Annotated in this window: 12 protein-coding genes; 1 reads left to right on the top strand and 11 read right to left on the bottom strand. The window is 57.0% G+C overall.

The genetic code is table 11. The annotated features are described in order from the left end of the window. Positions 1-12: 12 nt before the first annotated feature. The 11 genes from dacA to leuS form a co-directional block, all read right to left on the bottom strand. The gene (gene dacA, locus ACESQ2_RS19715) at positions 13-1,212 is read right to left on the bottom strand and encodes a D-alanyl-D-alanine carboxypeptidase DacA (protein WP_014228398.1); all 1,200 of its coding nucleotides are present in this window, start codon (positions 1,210-1,212) and stop codon (positions 13-15) included. Positions 1,213-1,355: 143 nt separating this feature from the next. Beyond that, complete coding sequence (rlpA, locus tag ACESQ2_RS19710) at positions 1,356-2,456, bottom strand: endolytic peptidoglycan transglycosylase RlpA (RefSeq protein WP_025106399.1); 1,101 nt, start codon at positions 2,454-2,456, stop codon at positions 1,356-1,358. A gap of 10 nt (positions 2,457-2,466) precedes the next feature. Further along, positions 2,467-3,579, bottom strand: a complete 1,113-nt coding sequence (gene mrdB, locus ACESQ2_RS19705; protein WP_004100156.1) for a peptidoglycan glycosyltransferase MrdB — start codon at positions 3,577-3,579, stop codon at positions 2,467-2,469. Then, complete coding sequence (gene mrdA, locus ACESQ2_RS19700) at positions 3,579-5,480, bottom strand: peptidoglycan DD-transpeptidase MrdA (RefSeq protein WP_004130417.1); 1,902 nt, start codon at positions 5,478-5,480, stop codon at positions 3,579-3,581. The genes mrdB and mrdA overlap by 1 nt, the downstream gene beginning before the upstream one ends. A 27-nt stretch (positions 5,481-5,507) precedes the next feature. After that, the gene (rlmH, locus tag ACESQ2_RS19695) at positions 5,508-5,975 is read right to left on the bottom strand and encodes a 23S rRNA (pseudouridine(1915)-N(3))-methyltransferase RlmH (protein ID WP_004100160.1); all 468 of its coding nucleotides are present in this window, start codon (positions 5,973-5,975) and stop codon (positions 5,508-5,510) included. Positions 5,976-5,978: 3 nt separating this feature from the next. Continuing rightward, a complete protein-coding gene (gene rsfS, locus ACESQ2_RS19690) occupies positions 5,979-6,296 on the bottom strand; it encodes a ribosome silencing factor (RefSeq protein ID WP_004100162.1) in 318 nt (105 codons plus the stop codon). A gap of 221 nt (positions 6,297-6,517) precedes the next feature. Then, complete coding sequence (locus ACESQ2_RS19685) at positions 6,518-7,147, bottom strand: adenosylcobalamin/alpha-ribazole phosphatase (protein WP_025106398.1); 630 nt, start codon at positions 7,145-7,147, stop codon at positions 6,518-6,520. Between the two features lie 46 nt (positions 7,148-7,193). Then, positions 7,194-7,844 (bottom strand): nicotinate-nucleotide adenylyltransferase, encoded by a 651-nt coding sequence (gene nadD, locus ACESQ2_RS19680; protein ID WP_004848799.1) that lies wholly within the window; start codon positions 7,842-7,844, stop codon positions 7,194-7,196. After that, positions 7,837-8,868 (bottom strand): DNA polymerase III subunit delta, encoded by a 1,032-nt coding sequence (holA, locus tag ACESQ2_RS19675; protein ID WP_373171135.1) that lies wholly within the window; start codon positions 8,866-8,868, stop codon positions 7,837-7,839. The genes nadD and holA overlap by 8 nt, the downstream gene beginning before the upstream one ends. Beyond that, positions 8,868-9,458, bottom strand: coding sequence for an LPS assembly lipoprotein LptE (gene lptE, locus ACESQ2_RS19670; RefSeq protein WP_004130425.1), 591 nt, complete (start codon positions 9,456-9,458; stop codon positions 8,868-8,870). The genes holA and lptE overlap by 1 nt, the downstream gene beginning before the upstream one ends. 14 nt (positions 9,459-9,472) lie before the next feature. Beyond that, positions 9,473-12,055, bottom strand: coding sequence for a leucine--tRNA ligase (leuS, locus tag ACESQ2_RS19665; protein WP_014228403.1), 2,583 nt, complete (start codon positions 12,053-12,055; stop codon positions 9,473-9,475). A gap of 226 nt (positions 12,056-12,281) precedes the next feature. On the opposite strand from leuS, the gene ACESQ2_RS19660 reads away from it, so the two are divergent. Beyond that, positions 12,282-12,764, top strand: coding sequence for a zinc ribbon-containing protein (locus ACESQ2_RS19660; protein WP_014228404.1), 483 nt, complete (start codon positions 12,282-12,284; stop codon positions 12,762-12,764). Positions 12,765-12,909 lie beyond the last annotated feature (145 nt).

Below are 12,909 nucleotides of genomic sequence, written 5' to 3'. Positions count from 1 at the left end.
AGTGGTCGATTTTTAACCAAACCAGTGATGGAACATTAATTTAATGTAATCAATGATTTTACCGAAGAAATTGCCTTCCGGGATTTCCTGCAGTACGACCAGCGGGCGCTGATCGATCGTTTTGCCATCCAGCTGGAAGTTAATGGTGCCTACCACCTGATTTTTCTGCAGCGGCGCGTGCAGCTCAGCGTTATTCAGCACGTAGCTGGCCTTCAGATCTTTCATGCGACCGCGCGGGATAGTCAGATAAACGTCTTTATCCACGCCGAGCGAGGCGCGATCGGTATCGCCAAACCAGGCAGGCTCAGAAGCGAACTCTTTACCGGCTTTAATCGGATTAACGGTTTCAAAGAAGCGGAAGCCCCAGGTCAGCAGCTTTTTGCTTTCAGACTCGCGGCCTTTGTAGGTGCGGCCGCCCATCACGGCGGAGATCAGGCGCATCTGGCCTTCGGTTGCCGAGGCCACGAGGTTATAGCCCGCTTTGTCAGTATGGCCGGTTTTAATCCCGTCGACGTTCAGGCTGTTATCCCACAGCAGCCCGTTGCGGTTGAGCTGACGAATACCGTTGAAGGTAAACTCTTTTTCTTTATAGATGGTGTATTCATTCGGGACATCGCGGATCAGCGCCTGGCCGATAAGCGCCATGTCGCGCGCGGAGCTGAACTGACCATCGGCATCCAGGCCGTGTACGGTCTGGAAGTGGGTGTTTTTCAGACCAAGGGCGTTAACGTAGTTGTTCATCAGGCTGACGAAGGCATCCTGGCTGCCGGCGACGTAGTCGGCCATCGCCACGCAGGCGTCGTTGCCGGACTGCAGGTTGATGCCGCGGATCAGCTGCGAAACCGGCACTTGCATACCCGGTTTAAGGAACATCAGCGAGGAGCCTTTGAAGACCGGGTTGCCGGTCGCCCACGCGTCGTTACCCACGGTGACCAGATCGGACTCTTTAAACTTGCCCGCTTTCATGGCCTGACCAATCACATAGCTGGTCATCATTTTGGTCAGGCTCGCCGGATCGCGGCGGGAGTCGGCGTTGTTTTCTGCCAGGACTTTGCCTGAGTTGTAATCGATAAGAATCCAGGATTCGGCGTCAATCTGCGGGGCGCCTGGGATCATCGTTTTGATATTCAGGTCATCGGCGCGGGCAGCGGAGGACAGCGCTGCCACGGAGAGCGCCGTAACGAGTAAGCGAGCGGTAAAAGAGGTCTTCATGGTCTGAACAACGGCATCCGTGATGGAGTTAAAAAAAGTGCCTTACTATAACAAACGCACTACGAACCAGCATCCGACATTGCGCACGACTTTGTTAATGACTTTGTCATGCGCAACGAGCAGGGGAGGCGGGTGCGATGCCTTTAGTTGGCGCGAGTAATAAATGACTGCAGCTGAGCTTCGCTTTGCAGACGCTGTTGAATCGTGCTGGCCTGCGCTTTGCTGCTGAATGGGCCGAGCTGAATACGCCATACCGCGCCGTTTTGCGTGACGCGGCCCGGGACGGAAAATTGCTGACTCAGACGCTGCTGGTACTGCTGCGCGCGAGCCTGGTCGCTGACGGCGCCGACCTGTACGACGAAATCGCCGCTGGCGCTGGCCGCTGCGGCAGGCGCTACGGCAGCGGTGGCGGCCACGGCGGGCGCAACGCTGCCTTGTACTGAGCCCGGGGCGGTCACCGGCGCGCTTTGAACGACAGGCTCGCTGCCTTCCAGCACGCCGTTATTCAGCGGCGTCGGGGCGCCGAGGAAACCGCCGCTGTTGACCGGCGCGCCGGTGGCGTCTTCCGGCTTCAGCGTTGAATTACTGATGGCGTGCACGTCAGTTTGCGCGGGTTGACTCATTGCCGCGCCGCTGTCGCCGTCAAGATTCGGGCGGGCGGGCAGCGCGTAGGTCTGTTTGGCTACGGTGGTACAGGCCATACCCGGACCGGAAAGCGAGCCGTCCGGTGCGACGACGATCGGGTCGATGCGCACTTTGGTATTGTTCGAGGTATTCAGACGATCGGCTGAGGCGCGGGACAGTGAAATCACGCGATCGTTACCGTAAGGCCCGCGATCGTTGATGCGCACGACGATCATGCGGCCGTTCGCCAGGTTGGTGATCCGCGCGTAGCTTGGGATCGGCAGCGTAGGATGGGCCGCGGTAAGCTGCGTGGGATCGAACGCTTCTCCCGATGCGGTCAGATTGCTGTTAGGCTCGGCGTCGTAGATGGCTGCGAAGCCTGCCTGGGTGAAGTTAGACGGATCCTGGACGATTTTGTAGCTTTTGCCGTCGCGTTCATAATCCTGATTCGCCGTGGCGTTAGGCGTTTCGTACTGCGGGTCGGCGCCGCTAATCTCCACCGTTGGGCCATTGCAAACGGCCGGCTGTGGAGTGCTGACCGTTTTCTGTTGAACGTCTTCACTCGAACATGCCGCCAGCAGCCCTGCTGCTATGCAGATCCCCAGCCATTGCTTACGCATCGCGAACCCCTTACACGCTTTTCGACAACATTTTTCTGTGAGTATGGATCGACATGACGATACCAAACCCGGCCATCAATACGATTAGGGCAGAGCCCCCGTAGCTGACCAGCGGCAAAGGTACCCCCACCACCGGTAAAATACCACTTACCATACCAATATTTACGAAGACATAAACGAATAAAATCAACATTAAACCACCGGCCATCACCCGGCCAAAGGTGGTTTGCGCCTGGGCGGCAATCCACAACCCGCGCATAATCAGCAGAATATAGAGCGCCAGCAGAATCAGCACGCCTATCAGCCCCAGCTCTTCCGCCAGGACGGCAAAGATAAAGTCGGTATGGCGCTCAGGCAGAAACTCCAGCTGCGACTGGGTTCCGTGCAGCCAGCCTTTTCCGCGCAATCCGCCGGAGCCGATGGCGATTTTTGACTGAATAATGTGGTAACCCGCGCCGAGCGGATCGGTTTCCGGGTCGAGCAGCATCATTACGCGCTGGCGCTGATAATCATGCATCAGGAAGAACCAGAGGATGGGAATAAAGGCGGCGACCAGCACCACGGCAATACCAATCAGACGCCAGCTCAGGCCAGACAGAAATAGGACAAACAGACCGGACAGGGCGACCAGAATCGAGGTCCCGAGGTCAGGCTGCGCGGCGACCAGCAGCGTAGGCAGGAAAATCAGCACCAGCGCGATAGCGGTATTTTTCAGCGATGGCGGGCAAACGTCGCGGTTGATAAAGCGCGCCACCATCAGCGGTACGGCTATTTTGGCGATTTCCGACGGCTGGAAACGGACGATGCCGAGATCCAGCCAGCGCTGCGCCCCTTTGGAGATGGCGCCGAAGGCGTCAACCGCCACAAGCAGGATAATACAGAAGATATAGAGATAGGGCGCCCAGCCTTCATAGACTCGCGGCGGGATTTGCGCCATGACGATCATGATAACAATCCCCATGGCGATCTGGCCGATTTTGCGCTCCATCATGCCCATGTCCTGACCGCTGGCGCTCCAGATCACCAGCGCGCTGTAGGTCAGCAGCGCCAGCAGGATAAGCAGCATGGTGGGGTCGAGGTGGATTTTATCCCATAGCGATTTTTTATTCGGATTATCAGTCATTATTGATCCTCCCCAGCCGTTACCGCCGGGTTTTCACTCGGCAGATTGGTGTTGTTATCACCCAGCATTATATGATCGAGAATCTGACGCATAATGGTACCGACTGCCGGACCTGCGCCGCCGTTCTCAAGAATAATCGCCACGGCAACCTGGGGGTTGTTGTAAGGGGCAAACGCCGTCATCAGTTTATGGTCACGCAGGCGTTCAGCGATTCTGTGCGCGTTATAGGTTTCATTGGCTTTCAGGCCGAAGACCTGAGCGGTACCCGATTTGGCCGCAATTTTATACGGCGCGCTGGCGAAGTATTTATGCGCGGTACCGTTGCCGCGGTTGGCTACGCCAAACATCCCGTCTTTGGCGATTTCCCAAAAACCGGAGTGAATATCGCCGACCGGCGGTTCATGCGGCTGAACCCACGGCACCGGTTTGCCGTCCTCCACCGTGCTCTGCAGCAGGTGCGGTACTTTAACCACGCCGTCGTTAATCAGGATCATCAGCGCCTTGTTCATCTGGATAGGCGTCGCCGTCCAGTAGCCCTGTCCGATGCCGACCGGGATAGTATCGCCCTGGTACCACGGTTTCTTGAAGCGCTTGAGCTTCCATTCGCGGGTCGGCATATTGCCGGAGCGCTCTTCCGCCAGGTCAACGCCGGTATAGTGGCCATAGCCGAATTTGCCCATCCACTCCGACAGGCGATCGATGCCCATGTCGTAGGCGACCTGGTAGAAGTAGGTGTCGGCCGACTCCTCCAGCGCTTTGGTGACGTTCAGATGGCCGTGGCCCCACTTTTTCCAGTCGCGGTAGCGTTTATCCGAGCCGGGAAGCTGCCACCAGCCGGGGTCAAACAGGCTGGTGTTGCGGGTAATAACCCCGGCGCTGAGCGCCGAGACGGCCACGTATGGCTTAACCGTCGACGCCGGTGGGTAAACGCCCTGAGTCGCGCGGTTAACCAGCGGCGTATTGGGATCGTTGAGGAGTCCGGAGTAGTCTTTGCTGGAAATACCGTCAACGAACAGGTTGGGATCGTAGCTTGGCGTCGAGACCAGCGCGAGGATTGCGCCAGTGCGCGGGTCGGTGACTACGACCGCCGCGCGGCTGCCGGCCAGCAGCGTTTCAATGTACTGCTGTAGCTTCAGGTCGAGCGTTAAATAGATATCGCGCCCGGCCTGCGGCGGGACCTCTTTCAGCTGGCGAATCACGCGGCCGCGGTTGTTCACTTCAACCTCTTCATAGCCGGTTTGCCCGTGCAGGACATCTTCGTAATAGCGCTCGATGCCCAGCTTGCCGATATCGTGCGTGGAGGCGTAGTTAGCCAGCTTCCCCTCTTTATCCAGGCGATCGACGTCTTTATCGTTAATTTTAGAGACGTAGCCGATAACGTGGGTCAGGGCGGAGTTATAGGGATAGTAGCGGCGCTTATAGCCTTTGACTTCCACGCCGGGAAAACGGTACTGGTTCACTGCGAAACGGGCGACCTGCACTTCGCTGAGGTTAACTTTCACCGGAATAGAGGTAAAGCGGTGCGAGCGGGCGCGCTCTTTTTTAAAGTTCGCCACATCGTCATCGGTGAGGTCGATAACATCGCGCAGCGCATCCAGCGTTTGCTGAACGTTGTCGACCTTCTCCGGCATCATCTCCAGCTGGTAAATCGTACGGTTGAGCGCCAGCGGCGTGCCGTTGCGATCGTAGATAATGCCGCGGCTCGGCGGAATCGGGACCAGCTTGATGCGGTTTTCGTTTGAACGCGTTTGATAGTCGGTGTAACGCACAATTTGCACGTTATAAAGGTTGGCGATCAGTACGCCGGTAAGCAGCAAAATCCCCAAAAAAGCGACCAGCGCCCGGCGCACGAACAGCGAGGATTCAGCCGTATAGTCGCGGAAAGAATTCTGTAATTTCATTCGCTGCTTAGTCTACCCTGGTCATCATTACTCACGGTGGTAAGGGTGGTTGGTGGTAATGCTCCACGCCCGATACAGACTCTCGGCCACCAGTACGCGGACCAGCGGGTGAGGTAGGGTGAGCGTTGAGAGCGACCAACTTTGTTCCGCCGCCGCTTTGCAGGCGGGTGAAAGGCCTTCCGGGCCGCCGATAAGCAGGCTAACGTCGCGGCCATCCTGTTTCCAGCGTTCCAGTTCGCGCGCCAGCTGCGGCGTATCCCAAGGTTTCCCCGGAATATCCAGGGTGACGATGCGGTTTTTGCCTGCAGCCGCCAGCATCATTTCACCTTCTTTTTCGAGAATGCGCTTGATGTCGGCGTTTTTGCCGCGTTTACCGGCGGGAATTTCCACCAGTTCGAACGGCATATCCTTTGGAAAACGGCGCAGATATTCGCTAAAGCCGGTCTGAACCCAGTCCGGCATTTTGGTGCCAACGGCTACCAGGTGCAGCTTCACGCGCTAACTCCAGAGTTTTTCCAGCTCGTACAGACGACGGCTCTCTTCCTGCATAACGTGAACCATAACGTCGCCGAGATCGACCACGATCCAGTCCGCGGCGGCTTCGCCTTCAACGCCCAGCGGCAGCATCCCGGCGGCGCGAGACTCCTGCACAACGTGGTCGGCAATGGACATAACATGGCGCGTGGAAGTGCCTGTGCAGATAACCATGCAATCTGTAATGCTGGATTTGCCATGAACGTCAATGGCTACGATGTCCTGACCTTTCAGGTCATCAATTTTGTCGATAACAAAATCCTGGAGTGCTTTACCCTGCAAGAGTTCCCCCTGGGTGTGTGAAGAGTGATAACAATAAACAGCCTGACAGTATACCCGAACTGTTGGCAAAGTCGGGATAAATGTCGATAAACGGGCGGTGAAGGCGGCTATCATCCCATCCATCGCCGATGATTGCATCGCCATTTTTGTAAAACAATTTCTGCAAAGTTCAAATGGCGGATGCAGCCTGGCTGCGGAGAATAACAGCCTGCTTTGCACTGTCAATGGTCTGCGCGCAATTCTTCTTCCGCCAGCCAAACGGCCCGGCTATTTAGTACGCGCAGCGTGGTGAAATCAGGCTGGAGATCGACAAGGCTCCACGCGCCATGCTCGATGGGGAAGTGCCACATCGCCGAATCCGGCATGTTCAGAAGTTGCGCGACTAAGAGGCTAAGCACGCCCTGATGACCGACGATAAGCAGATGGTCAAGTTCCCGAAACTGAGAGAGGGTGACGGTAAAACCGCGGACGCGTTCGGCAAACGCCTGGAAGCCCTCCCCGTTGGTGGGCGCCGCGTGCTGCCAGTCGGCGCACCATGCGGCGTAGTTTTCGGCATCTTCCTGCTGTAAATCGCGGTGGTGGCGCATTTCCCAGTCGCCGAAGAACATTTCATTGAGCGCGGCGAAGGACTGGCGGGGGACGTCACGGTCGCCCAGCAGGAGGCTGGCCGTGCGCTGGGTTCGCTCAAGCTCACTGCAAAACGCGCGCTGAAACGGGACGGCCCGCAGCCGCTTTCCCAGCGTTTGCGCTTGTTTGATTCCGCGCTCGGTTAACGCAGTGGGCGCATGCCCGCTATAGAGGCCCGCGACGTTGGCCTCGGTTTCGCCATGACGAACTAACCATAACTTCATGATGACCCTCTCGAAAGGAGTCTATGAGACTGTCCTTGTGGCAAGGCTAGCAGTAGAGCTTCTGCTCATGGATATAGTCGAGTACGGTTTCCGGCAGCATGTCCGCGCAGGATTCGCCGGATTCAAGACGCTGGCGAATCAGGGTGGCTGAGATATCAAACCACGGCGTTTCGGCCAGGTAGATAACGCCCGCCGGGCTGCTATGCATCCGCTCGACGTCATGAGTGAGATGTTTGTCCAGCCACTGCTGATCCTGCTCGCACGCCATGGTCAGCGGATAGCCCGGGCGCCGGCAAACGATCAGATGCACGTTATCAAGAATGCTTTCATAGTCGTGCCAGGTGGTAAAGGTGAGCAGCGAATCCTGGCCAATAATAAACGCCAGCGACCGTTTTGGCCCTTGCTCCTGGCGCCACTCGCGCAGGGTTTGCGCGGAGTATGACGGCGTGTCGCGCTTGAGTTCGCGATCGTCGAGGATAAACAGCGGCTTATCCGCGATGGCCAGCTCCAGCATATGCCTGCGTTGGTCGCTGGTGGCTTCGGGCTGCGGGCGGTGCGGCGGCACGTTGTTGGGCACGATGGTGACTTGATTAAGGCCAATCTGGTTGGCCAGAATTTCCACCGGTTTAAGGTGACCATAATGCACCGGATCGAAGGTGCCGCCGTACATTGCCAGTAACTGAGTCATATCAACCATCAATAAAAACGTCTGCCAGCGCTTTATGGCAGAGCAATAAAGAGAGACTTTCCAGCTCGGGCCATACGGAGTGCCCGTAATCCTGCTTGAAGGTGAGTTCGGCACGGGTCAGCAACGTGACGGCCTGGCGCAGCTGGTCGGCGCTGAGGCGGGCCAGCGCATCGCTCACAAGCTGGCGGCGGTTCTGCCACACGCGATGTTTGTCAAACAGCGAACGCAGCGGCGTATGGGTCGACTGCCGCTTCAGGTTGACCAGCAGCAGCAGCTCGCGCTGTAGGGTGCGCAGCAGGATGGCGGGCTCGCTGCCTTCCAGACGCAGCTGTTGCAGAACGTGGAGTACGCGCTTACTTTTCCCGGCCAGCAGCGCATCAACCCAGTGATAGGGGGTGAAATGCGCGGCATCATTCACCGCCTGTTCAACCCGCGGCAGCGTCAGTTTACCGTCAGGCCACAGCAGCGACAGACGCTCCAGAGCCTGCGCCAGCGCCAGCAAATTACCTTCATAGCAGTAGCACAGCAGCTGACTGGCCGCGTCATCAAGCTGCAGATTATTCTGCTTTGCGCGCGCGGCGAGCCAGCGCGGCAGCTGGGCATATTCCGGCGTCTGGCAGCTTACCTGCACCGCCCGGCTGGTCAGCGCCGTCATCCATGCGGCGTTCTCCTGCGCTTTCGTCAGCTTATTACCGCGAACGATGAGCAATAAATCGTCATGCAGCATGCCGACAAGCGTCGCGAGCTGTTCGTTAATTGCCGCATTAGGGCCATTATCGGGCAGGATGAGCAGCAGCGTCTGGCGGCTGGAAAACAGGCTCATGGCCTGACTTAACGAGAAGAGGGCAGGCCAGTCGGTACTGGCATCAACGGTGGCGGTGTGATGTTCGATAAAGCCCTGGGCGGCCGCGGCTTCGCGGATGGCGTCCTGGCTTTCCTGCAACAGCAGCGGATCGTTGCCAAGCAGCAGATAGGCCGCGCGCAGCCCTTCAGTGAGCTGCGCGCGGAGCTGTTCCGGGTACAACCGAATCATCAGTTACCCAGCGTGGTGGAGACGCGATTGCCGGAGGTTGAAGCGGCTGGGGTCGTCGTGACCGGCTTCTCATCCTCTTTGGTGGCTTCGACATCCGCAACGTGTACGCTCGGCAGCTTACGGATCAGCTGCTCCGCGGCTTTGTCGTACATTTCCTGAACGATCATGTCCTGCTCGGCATCTTTCGCTAACGCCGCCTGCGGGTTATCGAAGAACGAGCGGTAGACTTTGGTCGTGATGGGATAGATATCATGGCCTGGGATCAGGACGCTGGCATTTACCGTCATCACCATCTGATATTCCGCAGTACGGCCGTCCTGGAAAATAGATGCTGTATCTTTCTGAATGGACGATGTCTCCAGACGCAGGGAAGGAATATCCTTGCGCAGGGTACTGCTATCGACCAGTTCAACGCCGTTCAGACGCAGCTGATTACGGACAGCACGACTTAATGGTCCATTGGGATCGCCCGACTGGAAGATCATGGTTTTCATTGCGGTCGGAACCTGCGTAGTGCTACGCAGGTGCCAGCCGCAACCGGCGGTGATTAACACCGCCAAAGATAACAACAATGTTGCCAGATATCGCACGCTTCCTCCTGCGCTTAGCCAACGACCAGATTGAGCAGTTTACCCGGAACGTAGATCACTTTACGTACGGTCACACCGTCGAGATATTTCGCGACCAGATGCTCCTGACCCGCGCGCTCACGAACCTGCTCTTCAGTTGCATCCACCGCAACGGTAATTTTACCACGAACTTTACCATTTACCTGGACCACGACCAGAGTCGTGTCTTCAACCATTGCGCTTTCATCAGCGACCGGCCACGGCGTGTTGTCAATATCGCCTTCGCCGCCCAGCTCCTGCCACAGGGTAAAGCTGGCGTGCGGGGTGAACGGGTTGAGCATGCGAACCACGGCCAGCAGGGCCTCACGCATCAGCGCGCGATCCTGATCGTTTTCCTGTGGCGCTTTCGCCAGCTTGTTCATCAGCTCCATAATCGCCGCAATCGCGGTGTTGAAGGTCTGACGACGGCCGATGTCATCGGTCACTTTCGCGATGGTTTTGTGCACGTCGCGACGCAGCGCTTTTTGATCTTCGCTGAGGCTGGCAACGTCCAGCGCAGGGGCTTCACCCAGGGTGGTGTGTTCGTAAACCAGTTTCCAGACGCGTTTCAGGAAGCGGTTCGCACCTTCCACGCCGGATTCCTGCCACTCCAGCGTCATGTCGGCCGGAGAAGCGAACATCATAAACAGGCGCACGGTGTCCGCGCCGTAGCGTTCCACCATCTCCTGCGGGTCGATGCCGTTGTTTTTCGACTTGGACATCTTGCTCATGCCGGTATAGACCAGCTCGCGACCCTGCGGATCGAAGGCTTTAACGATACGCCCTTTCTCGTCGCGCTCGGTGGTCGCCTCTTTCGGAGAGACCCAGTTACGCTCGCCGTTTTCGCCAACATAGTAGAAGGCATCTGCCAGCACCATGCCCTGGCAAAGCAGCTGTTTAGCCGGTTCGTCAGAGTTTACCATGCCCGCGTCGCGCATCAGCTTGTGGAAGAAGCGGAAATAGAGCAGGTGCATAATGGCGTGTTCGATACCACCGATATAGATATCGACCGGCAGCCAGTAGTTGGCCGCTTCGGGGTCGAGCATACCCTGGTCGTACTGCGGGCAGGTGTAGCGCGCGTAGTACCAGGAAGACTCCATAAAGGTGTCAAACGTATCGGTTTCGCGCAGCGCCGGCTGGCCGTTAACGGTGGTTTTCGCCCACTCAGGATCGGCTTTGATTGGGCTGGTGATGCCGTCCATCACGACGTCTTCCGGCAGAATAACCGGCAGCTGATCTTCCGGCGTCGGCATCACGGTACCGTCTTCAAGGGTCACCATTGGGATCGGCGCACCCCAGTAGCGCTGACGGGAAACGCCCCAGTCGCGCAGACGGTAGTTCACTTTACGTTCGCCGACGCCAAGAGACGCGAGCTTATCCGCGATGGCATTAAAGCCAGCTTCGTGATCCAGACCGTCGAATTCGCCGGAGTTGAACAGCACGCCTTTTTCGGTCAGCGCCTGTTCGGAGAGATCGGGTTCGGAGCCATCAGCGGCCAGGATGACCGGCTTGATGTTGAGACCGTACTTGCTGGCAAACTCGTAGTCGCGCTGATCGTGACCCGGAACGGCCATCACCGCGCCGGTGCCGTACTCCATCAGCACAAAGTTTGCCGCCCATACCGGGATCGCTTCGCCGGTCAGCGGGTGAATCGCTTTATAGCCGGTATCGACGCCTTTTTTCTCCATGGTTGCCATTTCGGCTTCGGCAACTTTGGTGTTACGGCATTCGTCGATAAACGTCGCCAGCGCGGGGTTATTGGCTGCTGCCTGCTGCGCCAGCGGGTGACCCGCAGCGACGGCCAGGTAGGTACAGCCCATAAAGGTGTCCGGGCGGGTGGTATAAACGGTCAGCTTGTCGGCGTAGTCGTTAACGTCGAAGGAGATTTCGACGCCTTCGGAGCGGCCAATCCAGTTGCGCTGCATGGTTTTAACGGTATCAGGCCAGTGATCCAGGTTATCCAGATCGTTCAGCAGCTCGTCAGCGTAGGCGGTGATTTTGATAAACCACTGCGGGATCTCTTTACGCTCTACTTTCGTGTCGCAGCGCCAGCAGCAGCCGTCGATAACCTGTTCATTCGCCAGAACGGTCTGATCGTTCGGGCACCAGTTTACCGCGGAGGTTTTTTTATAGACCAGCCCCTTTTTATACAGCTCGGTGAAGAACTTCTGCTCCCAGCGGTAGTATTCCGGGGTGCAGGTTGCCACTTCACGGCTCCAGTCATAGCCGAAGCCCAGCTTTTTCAGCTGGTTTTTCATGTAGGCGATATTGTCGTAGGTCCACGGGGCCGGAGCGGTGTTGTTTTTCACCGCGGCGCCTTCCGCAGGCAGACCAAACGCATCCCAGCCGATAGGCTGCAGGACATTTTTGCCCAACATACGCTGGTAACGGGAAATCACGTCGCCGATGGTATAGTTGCGCACGTGGCCCATGTGTAGTCGACCAGAAGGATAGGGAAGCATCGACAGGCAGTAATACTTCTCTTTGCTCTCGTCTTCGGTAACTTCAAAGGTACGCTTCTCGTCCCAGTGTTGCTGGACTTTTGATTCTATCTCTTCCGGGCGGTATTGCTCTTGCATGGCAGCCAGTGGTCCTGTTTTCAATACAGCTACAAAATGTAGCCAATGGATGTGTTATTTCAGATCGGCATAGCATAGCCCAAACGCCAACGTCAAAACAGCCTTTCACACACTTACAGAGATGAAAGCGGTGGAGAATATTTCGTGACTCTGTGGCTTGGCTGGCAGAGCAATCCGCAGATAACGTCTATCATAAGAAGAAGTTAACCACACCGGAGGCGAAAAGATGAACAAGGTTGCTCAATTCTACCGAGAGCTGGTGTCGACGCTCAGCGAGCGGTTACGCAATGGAGAACGCGATATTGATGCGCTGGTGGAGCAGGCCAGGGTCAAGATTAGCCAGTCCGGCGAGTTAACGCAGAGCGAAATCGAGAATGTGATCCGCGCAGTCAGACGCGACCTGGAAGAGTTCGCGCTCAGTTATGAAGAGAGTCAGGATGAGCTGACTGATAGCGTCTTTATGCGGGTGATCAAAGAGAGCCTGTGGCAGGAGCTGGCGGATATTACCGATAAAACTCAGCTTGAGTGGCGCGAGGTGTTCCAGGATCTCAGCCACCACGGCGTCTATCATAGCGGCGAAGTCGTGGGGCTCGGCAATCTGGTGTGTGAGAAGTGCCATTACCATCTGCCGGTTTATACGCCGGATGTGCTACCGCGTTGTCCTAAATGCGGGCACGATCAGTTCCAGCGCCGGCCATTCGAGCCGTAAATAGGCGTTAGCTATGCGCGAAGCCTTTTACGCAGGCGTTATGTCAGTACGAGGGCCAATATAAAGCGCGTTAATATATTGGCCTTCCTTCTAAAAGGGAGGCTAACCCTTCATCTGTATGCGTAAAAATGCTGGCGCCGAAGCA

Origin of the sequence: Klebsiella sp. Q11 (assembly GCF_964241505.1) — a bacterium.
GTDB classification, from domain to species: domain Bacteria; phylum Pseudomonadota; class Gammaproteobacteria; order Enterobacterales; family Enterobacteriaceae; genus Klebsiella; species Klebsiella michiganensis.
The sequence above is the reverse complement of the archived record's forward strand: the minus strand, read 5'-3'. Positions and strand labels throughout refer to the sequence as shown.

Bases quoted from the DNA above. Each gene is read 5' to 3' on its own strand.
- dacA (WP_014228398.1), bottom strand. From the start codon at position 1,212: ATGAAGACCTCTTTTACCGCTCGCTTACTCGTTACGGCGCTCTCCGTG.
- leuS (WP_014228403.1), bottom strand. From the start codon at position 12,055: ATGCAAGAGCAATACCGCCCGGAAGAGATAGAATCAAAAGTCCAGCAA.
- ACESQ2_RS19685 (WP_025106398.1), bottom strand. From the start codon at position 7,147: ATGAAGTTATGGTTAGTTCGTCATGGCGAAACCGAGGCCAACGTCGCG.
- nadD (WP_004848799.1), bottom strand. From the start codon at position 7,844: ATGGTTGATATGACTCAGTTACTGGCAATGTACGGCGGCACCTTCGAT.
- rlpA (WP_025106399.1), bottom strand. From the start codon at position 2,456: ATGCGTAAGCAATGGCTGGGGATCTGCATAGCAGCAGGGCTGCTGGCG.
- ACESQ2_RS19660 (WP_014228404.1), top strand. From the start codon at position 12,282: ATGAACAAGGTTGCTCAATTCTACCGAGAGCTGGTGTCGACGCTCAGC.
- holA (WP_373171135.1), bottom strand. From the start codon at position 8,868: ATGATTCGGTTGTACCCGGAACAGCTCCGCGCGCAGCTCACTGAAGGG.
- mrdB (WP_004100156.1), bottom strand. From the start codon at position 3,579: ATGACTGATAATCCGAATAAAAAATCGCTATGGGATAAAATCCACCTC.
- mrdA (WP_004130417.1), bottom strand. From the start codon at position 5,480: ATGAAATTACAGAATTCTTTCCGCGACTATACGGCTGAATCCTCGCTG.